Source organism: Paenibacillus vortex V453, from assembly GCF_000193415.1.
Lineage (GTDB): Bacteria > Bacillota > Bacilli > Paenibacillales > Paenibacillaceae > Paenibacillus_AQ > Paenibacillus_AQ glucanolyticus.
On sequence record NZ_ADHJ01000038.1, the window covers coordinates 20,716 to 37,694 of the forward strand.

A 16,979-nucleotide genomic window follows, 5' to 3' on the forward strand; every position below is an offset into this window, starting at 1 on the left:
ATCCAGTCCCCCTGTCCATCTTTTCGTATATCTTGACACATCATCATTCACGATGTTTCCTTCGCTATATATTCATCCTGCTCAACATCCTGGATGGTTACCATATGGACGGATTCGCCTAATGAGGATGCCAGCCGCTCGTTAATGAACACCGCGCATGCTTGCTCATCAATGCCGAGACCACGCTGTACTTTTTTCGCCTTCATACCCTCTAGCAGATTAGTCTGATCGCCCCACTCCGTATAATGAACGCTGATCAATACATCGGAGAGCAGGCCTACGCCCTGTTTAAACAGCATTACGCTCTGCTCATTATCAAGTGGGGAAATGAGGCAAATCTCGGGAAGAATTAAGGCGCCTGCCGAATTCCCTGCAATCGGAACCCCGTTTTTATATCGGTCGATCAACAGGTCTTTGAAGGCACCCGTCGCATAGTAGCGATGGTATTTCTCCGTATTTCCCCCACCGATAAAAATTCCCGTGGCGCGAGAAAGGACCTGCTCCGCGTGCTCCATATCCAAATGCCCTTCCGCATCAGGAACGATCACCTGTACATCGTGAGCACCCGACTCCCTCCACATCTGTTGAAACAGTGGAACATATTCCTCCCAGCCCGGTCTGTTCATGATGCATAAGGCAATCGTGGCGTCGGAACCTCCCGCTTGCTCTATGAACTGTCTGTTCGCCTCTGCTTGGAAGGAGTTCCCTCCGAGCAGATATACATATCGTTCTCTCATCATAACACCCCTCTCTATTCCTTTTTCTGTGCTCGCTTGTAAACATAGTACAGCAGCACCGAGATAAAATAAATCGGTAGGATGATGATGCCTAACACAGCACTCCATAATACTATGGGAAGCAGATCGCGATCAGTTATACTATCGTAATTCATATAACCGTACACAATCCAAACCAGCCATACCATCGTGACGGCATATCCTATTTTATAAGGTAATCTCACAGCATTCACATCCTAGAAGTTGATTGGGACATTAGAATTTCGAGTGCAACAAATCGGAAAAGGCATGCTGGTTATATTCCAGCCACTCTCTTCTCTTCAAAAGCTGCTTCAACATCAACCGAAAATAAGGGGCGATGCTCCGGCCGGCATAATGTTGTCCAATATAGATGCTTAATAGTGATACGTAATATATCTGCATAACATACGGAATCCACTGAATCTCTGCAGGGGTTAATGTCATATATTTTCGATATTCATCCAAAAACAGCTCTATCTTCTCAAAAGTTTGGTCTTCAAATTGAAGGAGATGATTTAAACAGATCGTTAGTTCCCAAATACGAATATCGTTAGCGGCAAAATCAAAATCCAATACCCCGCTGATCTTCCTGAATTGAGGCTCGATCAAGAGATTAAAGATGAGAATATCATGGTGGACAATTTGTTTAGGCAGAAGATTGAGTTCAGGCGCGTGCCTGTAAATATTCTGGTAATACGCCTGGATAATAGCAATCTGATCGGCATCAATTGCAAAGGGAGGACTGGACAGAAATTCATGGATGCTCTTCTGATACGACAGCGGATGAAGGCTGTAAGGATCATGAAATGCGATAGTAGGACGAACCGAATCAACGGGTACCGATGAGAATTGCTGAAGGGCATACGAAATTTCTCCAACCGTCTGTCCATAACTAAGCACATCCGAATTTCTTAATAAATCTGGAACCTCACCCTCAATAAACCGGGTTATGGAGCCTAAAGAACCATCCGACAGAATAACATACTTCGAGCCATCCTTGCTCGAGAGGAACCCTGGAACACCAAACGATAAAGAGCAATGTTCCAAATAAGCTGTTAATTCCACCTCAAACTGTAATCTTTCTTCATTTTTAGTATGACGATTATATATTCTTGCAACATATTTGCTTTGGTTCAGTACAACAATTCTGGAGTCATTCGTCATGCCAAATGGCACATTGCCCATAGAATGCACAGGCTCATTAAAATAATGCTGCAGCAGCTCTTGAAATAAGTGCTCCATTGTCTACACCTCTTTATTGTCCAGAACATGGCCTTTAGGATCAATCTCATAAACCCCGTCTTCATTCATGGCTTCACTCTGCAATAATCCTGGTATGCCTGATTGTTATCCGACACATGGCCTTACTTCGTTCCTCCCATTCCCATGCTCAAGATATTATAGGTTTATCTACCCGAGAGGTCTTGTTGTCTTATGGCATAAGCCAGCTTATACAGGTCCGCAATATCCTGCCTGCCCGTTTCTTCAAATCTTTGAACCGCCACATCCAATTCGACCGCCTCCACAGCGATCACCTGCTCGCCGTCTTCAGGATTCAGCGGTTCCCCGACGATGCATACATCCCCGTAGCCAACCAATCTGACAAAGCGCGGGTGAGGGATATGCGGACGGTACGGGGTCTTGCAACTGGATTCACAACGAAACTGGCCGAAGACTCGGTACGACTCCAGTTCTGCACCAAGCTCCTCCCTCACCTCCCGTCGCAGCGCGTCCAAATATCGCTCCCCGGGCTCCAGCGTACCTCCTGGAAGCTCCCAGCTTCCATCCGCCACTTGAAAGACAACGCAGCGATTTCCGGTAAACGGAATAATCGTGACATTGCTCACCTTCGACTCATCAATATCTTCGTCTAAATCAAACCTGGCCTTCACAACACCCCAATGGATATCATTCGATAACGCCCGATAGGAGCTTAAATCCGTATTTATTCTCATGCGCTGTTCCCTTTCGCTCTATGCTAAAATTCATGCTTGCTTTACTCCACGTTATACTCGCGAACCATGAGCACTTGCTCCATTCCAGCGTTAAATCCAAGCTCCGTCAGAACTTCCACCAGTTCCTTATGGGAGGCCCGGATATTGAACGCGGATCGCTTGCAGGCATGTCCAGGCTGCATGATCTCAAGCACTGCCCTCTTAAGGACCCCTTTTGCGTCAGGATGTCCGGGAGCTGCCTCACAGCGAAATAGTGTGATTGCAGTCAAACTTCCGGCAGCGTCAAACACTCGCTTAAACAATCCGTAACCCGCGAGCTTTTCTTCCTTATATACAAAAACACACTCACCATCCCTAATATTGGAGGCGTCTGTCTGCCTAGACTTCGCCGGGCAGATAGAAGGCGGCGGAGGCGACCTCAGCGGCCTGGCCTCTGACCAAAGTATATGTTGAAGCTGCATTCTGAACATTAAGCTCCTCAAGCGACTGCTCATTCGACATGATAAGCAGCCGGTCAATGATTACATATCCGACACTTTGATAGAGTCGGATCGCTGCTGTATTCGTGCTGATAGCCTCTAGATAGGCACGATGTATGCCTTGCTTCTCGTAAAGCTCCGAGTTTTTCTCCATCATGGATTTGCCGAGCCCTTTGCCCCGAAAATCCGGAGCGATGGCGGTACCGCTGTTACGTGCAAGCTTAACGCCATCATACTCCCGGAAGCTGTTCATGACGATGCCTGCCGCAGCCCCATCCACATAACAAGCGAGAGATTCCTCCAAACTTAAGCCATCATTTCCGATTCGAGCAATGAAACGCTCCAGCGGCATCGAGGCATTCACGATGTATCCTTCAAACGATTGGTTCCATAGCTCCGAGGCATCCCGAATCGGAAGCTCGCTAAGGGGTTTATAGGTAATCATGGTTTATTTCCTCCTGCTCCATAGGCATGGATAATGCGAAACGGTTCAGACGCAAAATTTCATTCCATTTAAAAACATGCAGGAAGAGCACCTGAGCTGTAACTCAATAGTGTCCCCCTGCATGCGTTGTCACTGCTTATTTACGATTTAAAGAGCTGCATCGTCTACGCTGTCAAGCCACGCATTAATGCTGCCAATGACGGAAGTGACGCAGCCATCCTCGAACGGCGAGATCAAGCCGGCTACCTTCACCAATTCGACGAAGGACTTGCTTCCGCCTTGACGGCAGAGGTGCAGATAATCTGCCCATGCGGCCGATCGATCTTCGTGCATCTTCTTCCAGAATTGGAAAGCGCAGATTTGAGCCAGCGTGTAATCGATATAATAAAACGGCGAACTAAAAATATGACCCTGTTTATGCCAGAAACCGCCTTGCTCCAGGTACGTGTTGTCATCGTAGTTCCGGTGCGGCAAATACTTCCGCTCAATCTCACGCCATGCCTGTTTCCGCTCAGCCGGCGTTGCATCCGGATTCTCATAAACGAAATGCTGGAATTCATCAACCGTTACTCCGTAAGGAATGAAGATCAGCCCGCTTGCGAGATGGTCGAAACGGTATTTGTCCGCTTCATCTTCGAAGAAACGGTCCATCCAAGGCCATGTGAAGAACTCCATGCTCATGGAATGAATTTCGCATGCTTCATACGTTGGGAATCCATACTCCGGAACCTCGAAACCTCTGCTCTCGTATACTTGGAAGGCATGACCAGCTTCGTGTGTCAACACATCAATATCACCGGACGTACCGTTGAAGTTGGAGAAAATAAAAGGTGCGCCGTACTCGCTGATATAGGTACAGTAACCGCCGCCCTGCTTGCCTTTTTTGGCTACCAGATCCATCAGACCGTTCTCCTGCATGAAGGTGAAGAACTCATGGGTTTCCGGTGACAACTCCTCATACATCTTCGCTCCGTTGCTCACGATCCAGTCTGGATCACCCTTCGGTGTTGCGTTCCCCGATTTGAATGCAAAGTTCTCATCATAATACAGCAACTGGTCCACATCGATACGATTCTGCTGACGTTCCTTCAGCTTGGATGCAACCGGAACGATATGCTCCAGCACCTGGCTGCGGAAATTAGCAACCATCTCTGCGTTGTAATCCGTGCGTGCCATGCGCGCATAACCAAGCTCAACATAATTGTTGAAACCCAGCTTCTTGGCCATCTTGGTTCTCACTTTTACCAGATCATCATAAATGCGGTCGAAAGTTGCTTCATTCTCGGCCATAAAGCCGCTGGAAGCCTCCATGGCGCGTTTGCGCATATCGCGGTCCTTGGATTGCTGGAAAGGCGTCAATTGCGGTAGCGTACGCTCCTCGCCTTCAAATTGGATTTTGGCAGAAGCGATCAGCTTCGAGTATTCGGTGGTCAGTTTATTCTCCTGCTGCAAATCCTCAATAATCTCGGGACTGAAGGTTTTGAGTGATAGCTCTGCAAGCTGGAACAGCTGCCGGCCCCATTTATCCTCAAGCTCGGTTCTGAATTTCGAATCCACGAGAGCGCGGTAATAATCCGTTATGTATTCCTGAATCACCGGTCCGTTCTCGTCAAAGAAATCCTGTTCAGCCTTATAGAACTCATCGTTTGTATCAATCGAGTGACGAATACTCACAAGCTGACCGAGTGTATCCATCTCACTGCGGAGTTTATTGATGCGGGTCATCGCCTGATCCTGCTCTTCATACGTGCTTGCTGAAGTAAAGGCGTTGAGTTGTTCTTTAAACTTTTGCTCAAAAGCTTTTACATCGGGACGTTCATAGCGATATTCGCTGAATTTCATAGGATACACCTGTCCTTTCAATGATAAAAAATGCATCGTGGCGTCAGATGGAATGATTTCATAACACCAAACTCTATGTAAATTCTATATGCGAATCTCAATATCCTTCACAAGCTTTCGAATTTCTGTTCGATTGCGACGTCACGTTATCATCTTAAGACCGATGACTGAAGCCAGAATTAAACTAATGAAGAATACGCGCCGCCATTCCTTCGGTTCTCCAAATGCGAACATCCCCAGCAGTGTGCTTCCCGCCGTTCCCATTCCTGTCCAGATGGCGTAGGCGGTTCCCATGGAGATAAAATTCATCGCATACGTCAGCAGCAAGAAACTCGATCCAAGCGAACAGGTCAGAAACAAATAGGAGCCGAAGCTGCGAAGCAAGGCCACACGTCTCAATGCAATGACACCCAGCACTTCGCACAACCCCGCGGCGATCAGAGCGATCCATTCCATCACAAACCACTCTCCTTCGCCTGACTATCCGTTTCCTTCGTAACGAGTTTAAGCCCGAGCACACCCGCAGCCAACATGCCAATCAGCAGAAGTTTGACCGGGTTTGCCTGCTCTCCAAAAACCAGAATCTCCACCAGCACCGTTCCGGCCGTCCCAAGACCCGTGAATATAACGTACACCGTGCCAATGGGCAGCTTCGCCGCAGAATCCAAAAAAACTTTAAAGCTGAATAAAATCGAGACAATGGTAATGAGCCACTGCCACCAGACATCGGAATGCTTCAAGCCGGATACCCATACCACTTCCAGCGCCCCCGCCAACAATAAAAGCCACCATTCCTTCTTCATCCTGCAACCACTTCCTTTCTGCTCTTATAATCGTGAACCTTATTGATTCGCAGTTGTGATTGTAATCTAAAATCGACATACCGTATAATGATAATTAATAATGTTGTCATCATTATTAGTGATGTCCGAAGGATGGAGAGGCGGCAGCTGTATGGAGCTTACGGATTTGAAGGTTTTTCTAAGGATTGCCGAGGAGGGGAACATCACCCGTGCTGCTGAGCAGCTCGGATATGTGCAGTCCAATGTGACGGCCCGGATCAAAAAGCTTGAGAATGAACTGGGTCTCCCCTTGTTCAACCGGCACTCCAACGGCGTGACGTTGACCGAGAAGGGGGCCACGCTCAGGGATTATGCGTACTCCATTCTCAATTTGTCGGAGGAAGCCATTCGATCGGTACAGGAAACACCGTATCCCAGCGGCTGCTTAACCATTGGCGTTGTGGATACGGTTCATTGCGGGTACTTCATACAATCCTTGTCGGACTATCAAAATATGTACCCGGACGTCTCGCTTTCGTTATTGACGGGAAGCTCAGCCGAGCTAATCTCTCAAGTGCTGAACTACCAGCTGGACGGGGCCTTTGTAACAGGAAGTCTGCCGCCGAAAGTCGTTGCCGAATATGTGGATCAGGACGAGGTCAAGCTGTTAACGAAATCGAAGGAGCAGCCATTTCCCGATCTTGCCACAACAAAATGGGCCGTCGCCCCGTCGGGATGTCCGTTTCGAAGCACCCTTGAAAAATGGCTGTTAAGTGAAGGCATTCCGCTTACCAGGATGATCGAAGTGTCGTCGCTCGAAACTCAGCTCGGTATCGTGCGTTCAGGTCTTGCCGCTACATTGCTGCCAAGCTCCGTACTGAGCGGAGAATGTGCGAATATGGGCAGCTATTCCATACCGGAGGCCTATCGTCATAGCACAACAAGCCTGATTCGGCGGAACGACCGGTTCAGGAACAAGGCTTTTTCCGCTTTTGCCGAGCTGGTCAAGGTCAATTTTGAAATAAAGGAGCATTTATAACCGAATAATGGAGTAAACCAGAATATCCTCATAGCGCCCCTTCACCTTGAGATAATGGCGGAGCCTCCCTTCCAGCTTCATCCCAGTCTTCTCCATCACCCTATAGGAACCTGTATTATCCGGGTGGCATTTGGCCTCAATACGAACCAGCTGCAATTGGTCGAACCCGAATGTAATGACCCGCTCGATCACTTCCGTCATGATTCCCTGGTTCCAGAATTGATTGGACAATACATACCCGAGCTCCGCCTTGCGATGATCATTATCCCATTCAATGAAACTGCAGGTTCCGATGATAACGCCGGTCCCCTTGTGTTCAATCCCCCACGGCCCGACCTTCTGCAAGGTATATCGCTGCTGCACAAACTCCAAGAACCGCTGGGTGTCATCTGTCGATTGATGCGTATTCCATAAGGTATGTCTGGATACCTCAGGCACGGAGCAGTATCTGTAAATATCCATCAGGTCCCTTTGGGTAATGGGTCTTAACAAGGTTCTTGCCGTCTCCAGAATAGGGAATGGATCAAAAACATCTTCAATCTTTTTCATAAGCCCACCTCCAGATCAATAGATTTCTTCTGCTAGATTCATTCTCATTATTCGCCCCCAGAAAGTTCATATTCTAACCCTGTTCTGAATACTTCGGCCATCTGTATCTGACCCATTATCCGATGGTTGCATGTGTTCTTTAGAGAATGGTCTCTGTAATCGACATCTCCATCTGCTGCTGGATATAACGCGCCACGCCATCAAGCTCATTCGAGTCGATGATATGGTCGGCCAGCCGCTGAATGCTCTCATGCGCATTCCGCACCGCAATCCGGGTGCCTCCGGCTTCGAACAGCCCTACATCATTGATGTGGTCGCCGAACACCACCGTGTTCTCCAGATCGATGCCCATATGGGAGGACCATAATTGAAGCCCGTCTCTTTTGTTCGCTTTGGCATGGCTGAATTCCAGAAAATAATGGTTCGGGATATAGTAATCGGGCATCATATGCGCGTGAATCACATCCCCGAATAATTCCGTGACCTCGTGCCTGATCGGCTCCAATTCCTCATGTAATCCGATGTATGTAAGAGCTAATGTGCGGTAATCCGAGGGGCAAATCAAGAACTTCACTTCCATGAACCTCGGATCATGGGGACGACTATGGAAAAAAGCCTTCTCTCCCTCTCTTTGCAGCGACTCATGCAGAACACGCTCCTGATGGTCCACATCCAATGAAAAATAGTAAGGAGTAATGCCATACTTCCTCCCAACGTCGATAATCTCATTCGAGATATCCCGCTCCAGCCAGTATCCATCTATAACGGAACGGGTCAAGCCGTCGTATATCAATGCACCGTTATACAGAATCGAGGGGTATCTCCAAGTGATGTCCGAGACAACGCTTAAAGCGCTAATATATCCGCGAGCTGTCGCAAACGTAACGACCATATCCTGCTCCAGCGCACTGGAGATAACCTCCGTTGTGTAGGACGAGAGTCTCTGATCCGATCGCAGCAGCGTTCCGTCCAGATCGGTAATATAAACTTTGTTCTTCATGTAGAAGCCCTGCCTCCTTCCCCGTACTGTTGGGTACAGATAAATTGCTTCATATTAATATGATTTAGACCCCAAGGATCAGATAACCCAGTGTCATATAAAGAACCAGAAATAACAATAACATCGAATGTCCAGCAATGGCTGTGATACCGATTCGCGAGAGACTGCCGCGATATTTGCTTACAAGCGCCAGCAGGATACCTACGGGCGACAACAGAAGAATCGCAGCGAACCAGAGTCCCTGAAACGGACTGCCCGCCACAAACGGAAACAGGAAGCTGTACAACGTGAACAGCGTAATGCAGACAAATAAAACAAGAGACAAGTGGGATACATATCTTCTCATCACGTAACCTCGGTCAACATACCTGACAGAATGCCTGCCCTGCGAATGACCTCAATCCTTTCCTAGCGGCTGAAGAAAACCGAGAACTTCCCGTATATCCTGAATTTGCGCAAACGGAGCAACATCCATGCTGTTCATTTTCGCTCCGTCTCCACGATAAGCAATGAACGGCATTCCAGCACTCTCGGAAGCCTTGCCGTCAACCCATGCATCTCCCACAGACAGCCATTCCTTAGGCGACGTATGCGAAAAATGCTTTAGTACCTGCAGATAACCGTCCGGTGCAGGCTTCAATGAGCCCATGGCTTCTCTGCCGATAATAAGATCGAAATAATGAGCGACCCCGTTCTCGTTCAGTGCCGACATCGCCGCTTCTAAAGCGTTATTGGTCACAATGACCAGGTGCAGCTGCCCGTGCAGCTGCTGGATGAGCTCCATGGACCCTTCCTCAAGATGGGCTCCGATCATCCCTTGGATTTCATGTTTTTTCGCAATATCCCACATTTCGCTACTCAGCTCTTCCGACAGTAAACCCGTGTTCATGGCTTCTGCAATGACGGTAGAGGTTGTGTGGAGGTCCAAGCTAAGACCTGCGGGCAACAATCGGTGGTCGCATAAAAATGTATAGATCTCACGTTTCATGGCTCCAAAATCAATGCTTGAATGCAGCAGCGTATTATCCATATCAAACACAATGCCTTTGATCATCATTTCGATATCTACTCAACCCCATTCATGGAAACTCCATCAATCGCAGCCCCTGCGGGCAGTCCTGATTTGGGGATGCTGATCAGAGACGTAATGCTGGCATCGCCGGGGTAATCCTTCGTGCCATCGCCCTGATGAGGTTCCAAAGTGATATAAAGGTGATTCTTATCGTTCCCTTTCTGTTCGCCAGCCATCTGAATCGACGTAATCCGAAACCCTTTGGACGTCGGAAGGAATCCCCCGCTAATCAACATATAGAATTCCTCATCCGTTTCCTTGAGTACCCATCCTCCGGGAGCCAGATGAATTCCATCCTCGTAAAGCTTCTCAATTTCCGGATCAAGGTGCTCTTCTGTCCGATACTCCCACGTAAAGTCTGGGGCGGTTTTGGAGTATAAGAGCTGAGAGTACGGAACTTCCCGATAATCTGCTTCTTGTCCCGGACGTTCTTCTTCGCTCACGCTTTCTGTATAAAATGACTCGCCCGACCTCTGATCATAACATCCCGAAGACAACGTCATGGCTACAAGCAGCGCAAACATCAACCTGCTGTTAATCCCTACTCGCATGGTTCATAATCTCCCTGTTTCCCTAGTCGTGTACAACTTCCGTACCCGCAATAAAATCATGAAGGGAACGCTTATCCTCACGCAATGCCACCATGAAAATGCTCACAATGATTCCGATGCCAAGCGTTAACGCATACACGATTCCTGCTACGAGGTTTCGGAGCAGCATCGTTCCAATGCCCGGCGGCTCAAGAAAATCGAACTTTCGAATGCGAATGCGGCATATGCGCTTCCCAATGGTATAACCATTCCAATACACCGGCACTAGAAGGCCGTATAGAGCATAAATCAAATTACTGATCGGCTCATTCTCATAATCCCCTGTGATTATGCCTGCAATGATGGATAAAGGAAGTCCAATAATCAATCCATCCAGAATATTTGCGCCAAGTCGGATCCAAAAGCCAGCCACTTGGTTGTCGTTCATCCCATTCCCCCCTCAACGTTAAGAACCTCAAACAACTCAACGCTTTATTTTTTGCACCCTTCGTTTATCATTAGGCTGATCAAATTCTCTCCAGTTGCTCTTGATTTTTCTGAGATCCTGCTCGTGCCATCGACGAATCGTAGGCCCCATGAAACACAAAATACCGATGGTCAGGCTAATTATACTCAATATCAACGGTCCTCTTCCTACATAACTTAACATCGCCTCATACATCTCTTTGTTCCATGACGAGACATTCGATCCGAATATGGCAGCTGCGATATACCGGGTTCCATACAAAAAGACGGATATGCAGATAAATATCATGCCCATCGTTTTATGATTCATAGGTGTTCAGTCCTTCCTTATGATCACTGGCCTGCTCTCCAAGCTTGATAAAAAAGCTCTCTACACCATCCTTTAAGTCCTATGTACACTTTATGCCTCAGTCAGCTTGCTGAACACAGAATCTCTCACGGATGCCTTACCTTCCCGCACATATTTTCCCAATCCCTGATATCATTGTAAACTCCAGCTTCTCATCGAACAATCACCGTAGTGAAGCCGTTCTGCTCCTTATCATAAACGATCGGGTTTTCTATCTGCCGCTACCTGGCTCTCCATTTCATACTGATACGCAGCAGCCCGTAACCAATCGTAGCCCCTAGCGAATTCAAGATAAAATCATCGACATCGAAGCTCCCTCTCCGTGTGATCAGCTGTGCCATTTCGAGCAGGAACAACCCGATTACAAAGACACCCAGCATCTTCAGATAACGAAGCCGAAACAGGAGCGGGAGCAGCACGCCAAAAGGCACAAACACAGCGATATTCCCCATAATATTAATGATCGAGCTCATCGAGCGAACAGGAAAATAGGTGACCATCGTCGAGAACGGAACAAGATTATAGCTGTATTCATGACGTACGGTCCGGCCGAAGCCCCAGAGCATCCAATAACCCAGCAAAATGGTGTATCCGATTAGAAGGATCAAGGCGATCATTTTATAAGGTGATTTCATTTACGTTCTCCCGGTTCGTCTGGCTCATACATATTTATCCAACATATAATCCTCAATGATCTCGATATTTCTACGCTCCTGAGCGTACTGCTTGATGTGATTCCTGATATTAGGATATAAAATAATGCCGTCAAGCTGGCTAAGCGGTATCCATTTCACATCGGATTGATTCGGATCCGGCGTAGGTGGAAGTTTAGGGAACGCCCCCTCTAGCGGATAACATTCAAAAACGATATACAACGTATGAATATCCGATATGTTATGGCGTACTTGCTTATGCGGGGCATTTTCATACACAAACGCGACAGGTCCTGCCTCAGCTTCCAACATGGTTTCCTCGTACAATTCTCTCAAGGCGCCTTCCACAATCGACTCTCCCGGCTCGGCTCCTCCCCCGGGCAAATTATAATGGACTCCGTTCTCGTCATCATATTCAACCAATAGAATCTGCTCGTCCTGAAAGACCAGGGCCGTCGGTCTCACCCGGATATGATATGTCACGTATCCACCTCTCTCTGCTAAAAACTTGGGGCAAACGCCCTTGGTCTGTCCATCATACAATTAGCGGTACCGAATAGGAATAGGTTCTACTGGAAAGTACACGAACGGACATCGACATATGTCATGCCTATGTTACGCCATGTTATAACCATCCAGCCTCACCGTTTCTCCGGTTTCGCGGGAGACATTCGCCGCCTCCAGAAAACGAATGATCTCCAGAGTTTCAGATAAGGGAACACCCGATACACCTGTCGTGAACATCTGCATGATCTGGTCCAACAGACTCGCGTAGTACGGTTTGGAATGCTCCATGATGTCCACAAAACTGCTGACCTCTGTACGATGAATGGTGATCCCGAAGCGATCATTGCCTGCACGATTACCACGAATCGTCCCGATTCTCCCATCTTTCCAAACTGCTGTTAATACGTCATGGAACTCCGTTGCAGCAGTATGTACACTTTCGCACCCTGTACCGAGAACTCTGTACAGCATCTCAGCCGCGTGAATGCCATACCAGAACAATCCCGGCTGTGTGGGCTGAAGGGGAAGCGGTCCCGCGCAATCTACCCCGATGATATCCCCTTCCCCGCAACGGGCCAGTTCATCCTGAAGCCCTTGGGCATACCGAAGGGACGAGCTGCTCATCACCGTCACCTGAAACCGATCGGCCAGTTCGATCATCTCCTTGGCATCCTTACTCGTCACTGCAAACGGTTTGTCAATAAATACCCGTCGGCAATACGGAGCAATCGCACGAAACAAGGATAAATGCGTCCTTCCGTCAACCGCTACCAGCATCACGGCATCGACTTGTTTTGCCACGTCTTCCGGACGATCCAATATTTCGGTTCCCCATGCAGCGAGTTCCTTCGTATATCCCTCCACCCGGCTCATGCTAAGCTCAAAGTCCGGCGACCCACCGGGAAAAGCTGCCGTTATCCGTGCGCCGGGAACGTAATATGGATGGTCTGTGTCAAACAGCATTTTCGAGAAAATGGAGACATGCGATGTATCCAAACCAATCATACCAATCTTTACTGTCATGAGTTTATCTCCCTCACCTTCAGTTTGAATATGATGCGCAAGCCTTGCCATTGCCCGTGTTACGGGACGAGATCCAGCAGCGCTGGAGCATATGCCTAGGCATTCACTCCATCATATCACCCCTGTTGTCTAACGGACGCAACTTTAATTCGTCTTTTAATCCAGGCTTGCATCCAATAGAAACAGACTGCCCTCGTCCGATTACAGACGTTGACAGCCTTCTTAGGTCGAGCTATAAATGCTTCGTGCAATTGAACAACGGGCAATCGCTCCATGCCTAAATCCAAAACCTTAACAACAACAGATCCTAAGGCTGCAAATTCAGCGCCTGAACTTACAAGATACCTTCTATTTATCATGAGCACGCTAACCCCGCGGCTGCGGTTATGCCTCGATTTGTTCCAGATGATGAATCAGATGATCCACATAATCGTTAAACAACCACTCCAGCGTAACCTCCGTTTTGTCCGGGAGCACGCACTTTTTTTGAAAATCGGAGGTCTCGGCTGCTCGCATCACTCGCAGAATCATCCGGTTAAGGTGCTGCCACAGCGACAAAACTTCCGATGGATCATACTGATTCTGGTAATCGTGCACCTGAACCCAGTCGTTCTGTGCGTACCCCTGAATGGCAATGGGATACTCGGACAGCAAAATTTTCACGAACCGAACATGGTTATGAACCGCCGAGTCGCATAAATGGCCCAGGATCTCCTTTTTGGACCATTTATCAGGCGAGAGTTTCAAATTAAATTCCATCTCGCTCGTGGCGGTTACAATCTCCGTCATGTCAGCAATTAATTCGTCCAGCTTCAATATCGATTCCATGTTTTCTCTTCCTCCTTAAAAACTCCTCTCAGCCAACAAGCTTAGAGAGATTGATTCAGTTCTGTTCTTGTAAGCGGCAGTCCCATAAAATCGCTATAATCCTTGGCGGCTTCCATGAACTTCCCTTCCAGATCGCCTATCGATGCGAACGGGTTTAATGTGATTTCGATGCCGCTGCGTTTGATCTCCCGCTTCCACACGCCGACGATTTCCCCGCCTATGACCATCAACGGTTGAAAAACCCCGTTGCGATGGGGGGCGATCTTGGGATCGTGCTCGGTCTCTATGATTGCGCTGCGGTCTTTGTAACCCAAGTAATATTCATCGAATCCCGGAAGCAGAACAACCGAATGGGTATCCCCAGACACCGGCGGACCAGAGGCTGAAACCCAGTATTCCGTACCATGCACATGGACAGATCGAAGCTCGGGTTTAATCATATCCAGGCCCCGTCTAGCTTCTGTCAGCGTCAGACCGCTCCACCATGCAAAATCCTGAATCGTTGCAGGCCCATGACCAGTAAAATATCGAAGCGCAAGCTCCGTCAATGCTTCTTCGTATGTAAGCTCTCTGGAATTGCGTACCCATTCGTCCAGCAGCACGAAGGTTTGCTGTTTGCCTTCAAGCGGGCCGAAGCAGATCATGCCGCTTCGCCCCAAATATCCAAGAATATAATAGCCGCGGCCATTCTTTGTGCTGATTCCCGCTTCCTCCAGCAGCTCCATCAATCTGGGACGGGAGACGGGCGTGCAGTCCTTCATGGCTTCATACAGGACATTTTTACATTTGTTCATGGTGGCTGCATCCAGATCAAGCTCCGTTTGTTTTTTCTGGTCATTGGAATACAGGCGCGATTCTGTCAGCTTCACCATCCATTTAACATCCTCAGCCGGTACGAAGAATATCGTCCCGCGCATCGGCCAGGTCAGCACAATCTTGCGATCCAGCACCGCCTGCTCCACATCATACAGCCTCGCAGATTGCGTACGCAGCCCGATCCCCCACACTGCCTGATGATAATCCTGTGCCTGCACAGCCCCGAGTCCTCTGACTGCTGCCTCCGGACTCTCATACTTCGTGCCTGTTATCCGCTGATTGAACAGCCTTGGATCCGATATGATTTGACTTGGCACCCCATCCACTCCCCCTGATCATGAATATCGCAGCGTGCTCAACACCTCTTTATTTTAAATCCGGAATGGACATCCAGGCACGATCATTCTGCCAGCTCACCTCTACCGGTGTCTCGAAGAACGAAGTCAGATTGTCGCTTGTCAGCATATCCTTGGAAGGCCCCTTGCCAAATACACTGCCCCGGCGAATGAGCAAGGAGTGCGAGAAAATCGGCAGAATCTCTTCAATATGATGCGTAACGAACAGCAAAGTCGGTGCATCGGGTTTTGATGCCAGTGCAGTGATACTCGACAGCAGCGCTTCCCTCGACAGAAAATCAAGTCCGTTGCAGGCCTCGTCCAGAATCAGCAGTCTTGGGGATGCCATAAGCGCACGGGCGATCAGCAGCTTCTGCTTCTCCCCTTGCGAACAGGTTTCATAGGTACGGCCCAGCAAATGGATGCAATTAAAATCCTTCATCAGCTGCTCCGCTTGTTCCCGGTCCGCTTCATCAACCTTCTGGTATAAACCGATCGATGCATGTTTACCGCTAATCACGACATCGAGCGTAGACTCGCTGGGCCGGATTCTTTCTTGCAGAGAGGAGCTAACCCAGCCTATCGATTTACGCAATTCTCTTAAATCCACTCTGCCAAAAAGATTCCCGAGCACCGAAACAGTCCCGCTAGTCGGCCAGATGTACCCGTTAATCATATTCAAAATCGTTGTCTTGCCGGAGCCATTCAGCCCAAGAACCGCCCAATGCTCTCCTTGCTGTACCGTCCAATCCACGCCTGTAAGAACGGTCTTCTGTTCCCGTCTCCAGGTTACATTATTCAGTTCAATCGTCGTGTTCATTGCTGTTCCTCCCCCTTTTTATTCGCTTGGTCGCCGCGTTTCTCTTTTCAAGGATTATACCAGCAATTACATATTCCTCAATAGTTAAATGATGTTAGGTTAAGTGACGCAATGGGGGTGATAAATGACTGATACAGCCTTATTGCGCTACCCAGCATGGTTACGATCCTTTAGCATTTGTTGGATTTCCTCCAGAAGCTCCGTATTTCGAAGCATCAAGTTTTCATTTTGTTTCTTCGTTTCCTTATTTCGTTTAGCGCTATCCAATACGAGCATAAAACTGATCGCGGCCGAACAAATCGTCAGACCTTCAGCTAATATGGTAAGGTCAATTCCTGAGTTTAACCCCTCTACAACTCTGAACACGCCGATAAAGAATAAGATTGCAAGCACAACAAGAGAAAAACGGATCATTTCCTTCCGATTGAGCAGCAGTTCTGTTTTTTGTAAAACGTACACTAGCGGTTTACCAAGTATTTTCAAGCCATCCACGTACGCCTTTATGATAAAACTTAACATTCGTTTCTCACTTTCTTTGGACATCGCGTATTCTATTATCCCCGATATTAAAATAGGCGAAGTTATTACTAGTAATTTAAATATGGAAACAAGCATCCAACAAACTCCCCATTCTGAAAGCAATCACGAAATAAATGTTGACAAATAAATTTTTATATGTTATGATAAAATATTTACTATTTACACAATTAT

24 protein-coding genes are annotated in these 16,979 nt (G+C 48.0%); 1 reads left to right on the top strand and 23 read right to left on the bottom strand.

The annotated features are described in order from the left end of the window. Positions 1-47: 47 nt before the first annotated feature. The 9 genes from PVOR_RS21200 to PVOR_RS21235 all read right to left on the bottom strand — a co-directional run bounded on the left by PVOR_RS21200 (position 48) and on the right by PVOR_RS21235 (position 6,282). Entirely contained in the window at positions 48-740 is a 693-nt protein-coding gene (locus PVOR_RS21200) for a cyanophycinase (RefSeq protein ID WP_234973041.1), read from the bottom strand. An 11-nt stretch (positions 741-751) separates the two neighbouring features. Further along, positions 752-961, bottom strand: coding sequence for a hypothetical protein (locus tag PVOR_RS30210; RefSeq protein ID WP_234973042.1), 210 nt, complete (start codon positions 959-961; stop codon positions 752-754). Positions 962-992: 31 nt separating this feature from the next. Continuing rightward, on the bottom strand, positions 993-2,000 hold the full coding sequence (locus PVOR_RS21210) for a phosphotransferase enzyme family protein (RefSeq protein ID WP_006211526.1): 1,008 nt from the start codon (positions 1,998-2,000) through the stop codon (positions 993-995). Between the two features lie 164 nt (positions 2,001-2,164). Next, positions 2,165-2,713: an NUDIX hydrolase gene (locus PVOR_RS21215; RefSeq protein ID WP_006211527.1), complete on the bottom strand. Its 549-nt coding sequence runs from the start codon at positions 2,711-2,713 to the stop codon at positions 2,165-2,167. Positions 2,714-2,754: 41 nt separating this feature from the next. Continuing rightward, positions 2,755-3,015, bottom strand: coding sequence for a hypothetical protein (locus tag PVOR_RS32130; RefSeq protein ID WP_234973043.1), 261 nt, complete (start codon positions 3,013-3,015; stop codon positions 2,755-2,757). A 76-nt stretch (positions 3,016-3,091) separates the two neighbouring features. Further along, positions 3,092-3,637, bottom strand: a complete 546-nt coding sequence (locus tag PVOR_RS32135) for a GNAT family N-acetyltransferase (RefSeq protein ID WP_234973044.1) — start codon at positions 3,635-3,637, stop codon at positions 3,092-3,094. 147 nt (positions 3,638-3,784) lie between these two features. Further along, positions 3,785-5,479 carry a M3 family oligoendopeptidase gene (locus PVOR_RS21225; protein ID WP_006211528.1) on the bottom strand — a complete coding sequence of 565 codons (1,695 nt, stop codon included), beginning with the start codon at positions 5,477-5,479 and terminating at the stop codon, positions 3,785-3,787. 141 nt (positions 5,480-5,620) lie between these two features. After that, positions 5,621-5,935 (bottom strand): DMT family transporter, encoded by a 315-nt coding sequence (locus tag PVOR_RS21230; protein ID WP_006211529.1) that lies wholly within the window; start codon positions 5,933-5,935, stop codon positions 5,621-5,623. Beyond that, positions 5,935-6,282 carry a DMT family transporter gene (locus PVOR_RS21235; RefSeq protein WP_006211530.1) on the bottom strand — a complete coding sequence of 116 codons (348 nt, stop codon included), beginning with the start codon at positions 6,280-6,282 and terminating at the stop codon, positions 5,935-5,937. Before PVOR_RS21235 ends, PVOR_RS21230 begins: the two co-directional genes overlap by 1 nt. Positions 6,283-6,433: 151 nt before the next feature. On the opposite strand from PVOR_RS21235, the gene PVOR_RS21240 reads away from it, so the two are divergent. Then, entirely contained in the window at positions 6,434-7,300 is an 867-nt protein-coding gene (locus PVOR_RS21240) for a LysR family transcriptional regulator (protein ID WP_006211531.1), read from the top strand. Here PVOR_RS21240 and PVOR_RS21245 read toward each other — a convergent pair. The 14 genes from PVOR_RS21245 to PVOR_RS21310 all read right to left on the bottom strand — a co-directional run bounded on the left by PVOR_RS21245 (position 7,295) and on the right by PVOR_RS21310 (position 16,883). Beyond that, positions 7,295-7,849, bottom strand: a complete 555-nt coding sequence (locus PVOR_RS21245; RefSeq protein WP_006211532.1) for a GNAT family N-acetyltransferase — start codon at positions 7,847-7,849, stop codon at positions 7,295-7,297. The two genes, PVOR_RS21240 and PVOR_RS21245, sit on opposite strands and share 6 nt — an antisense overlap. 139 nt (positions 7,850-7,988) lie before the next feature. Continuing rightward, positions 7,989-8,849, bottom strand: coding sequence for a Cof-type HAD-IIB family hydrolase (locus tag PVOR_RS21250; protein ID WP_006211533.1), 861 nt, complete (start codon positions 8,847-8,849; stop codon positions 7,989-7,991). Positions 8,850-8,913: 64 nt separating this feature from the next. Next, positions 8,914-9,195 carry a hypothetical protein gene (locus PVOR_RS21255; protein WP_036641799.1) on the bottom strand — a complete coding sequence of 94 codons (282 nt, stop codon included), beginning with the start codon at positions 9,193-9,195 and terminating at the stop codon, positions 8,914-8,916. Positions 9,196-9,246: 51 nt separating this feature from the next. Next, a complete protein-coding gene (locus PVOR_RS21260) occupies positions 9,247-9,906 on the bottom strand; it encodes an HAD family hydrolase (RefSeq protein WP_006211535.1) in 660 nt (219 codons plus the stop codon). Between the two features lie 8 nt (positions 9,907-9,914). After that, positions 9,915-10,472, bottom strand: coding sequence for a hypothetical protein (locus PVOR_RS21265; protein WP_006211536.1), 558 nt, complete (start codon positions 10,470-10,472; stop codon positions 9,915-9,917). A 22-nt stretch (positions 10,473-10,494) separates the two neighbouring features. Further along, the gene (locus tag PVOR_RS21270) at positions 10,495-10,899 is read right to left on the bottom strand and encodes an RDD family protein (RefSeq protein ID WP_006211537.1); all 405 of its coding nucleotides are present in this window, start codon (positions 10,897-10,899) and stop codon (positions 10,495-10,497) included. Between the two features lie 36 nt (positions 10,900-10,935). Continuing rightward, positions 10,936-11,247: a hypothetical protein gene (locus PVOR_RS21275; RefSeq protein WP_006211539.1), complete on the bottom strand. Its 312-nt coding sequence runs from the start codon at positions 11,245-11,247 to the stop codon at positions 10,936-10,938. Positions 11,248-11,507: 260 nt separating this feature from the next. After that, positions 11,508-11,921 (bottom strand): VanZ family protein, encoded by a 414-nt coding sequence (locus tag PVOR_RS21280; protein WP_006211540.1) that lies wholly within the window; start codon positions 11,919-11,921, stop codon positions 11,508-11,510. 24 nt (positions 11,922-11,945) lie between these two features. Then, the gene (locus PVOR_RS21285; RefSeq protein ID WP_006211541.1) at positions 11,946-12,422 is read right to left on the bottom strand and encodes an NUDIX domain-containing protein; all 477 of its coding nucleotides are present in this window, start codon (positions 12,420-12,422) and stop codon (positions 11,946-11,948) included. A gap of 132 nt (positions 12,423-12,554) precedes the next feature. After that, complete coding sequence (locus tag PVOR_RS21290) at positions 12,555-13,469, bottom strand: Gfo/Idh/MocA family protein (protein ID WP_006211542.1); 915 nt, start codon at positions 13,467-13,469, stop codon at positions 12,555-12,557. A 384-nt stretch (positions 13,470-13,853) separates the two neighbouring features. Next, positions 13,854-14,297, bottom strand: a complete 444-nt coding sequence (locus PVOR_RS21295; protein ID WP_006211544.1) for a DinB family protein — start codon at positions 14,295-14,297, stop codon at positions 13,854-13,856. Positions 14,298-14,338: 41 nt separating this feature from the next. Further along, positions 14,339-15,430 (bottom strand): winged helix DNA-binding domain-containing protein, encoded by a 1,092-nt coding sequence (locus PVOR_RS21300; RefSeq protein WP_006211545.1) that lies wholly within the window; start codon positions 15,428-15,430, stop codon positions 14,339-14,341. A gap of 49 nt (positions 15,431-15,479) precedes the next feature. Further along, complete coding sequence (locus tag PVOR_RS21305) at positions 15,480-16,268, bottom strand: ABC transporter ATP-binding protein (RefSeq protein ID WP_006211546.1); 789 nt, start codon at positions 16,266-16,268, stop codon at positions 15,480-15,482. Positions 16,269-16,415: 147 nt separating this feature from the next. Then, positions 16,416-16,883: a hypothetical protein gene (locus PVOR_RS21310; protein WP_006211547.1), complete on the bottom strand. Its 468-nt coding sequence runs from the start codon at positions 16,881-16,883 to the stop codon at positions 16,416-16,418. Positions 16,884-16,979 lie beyond the last annotated feature (96 nt).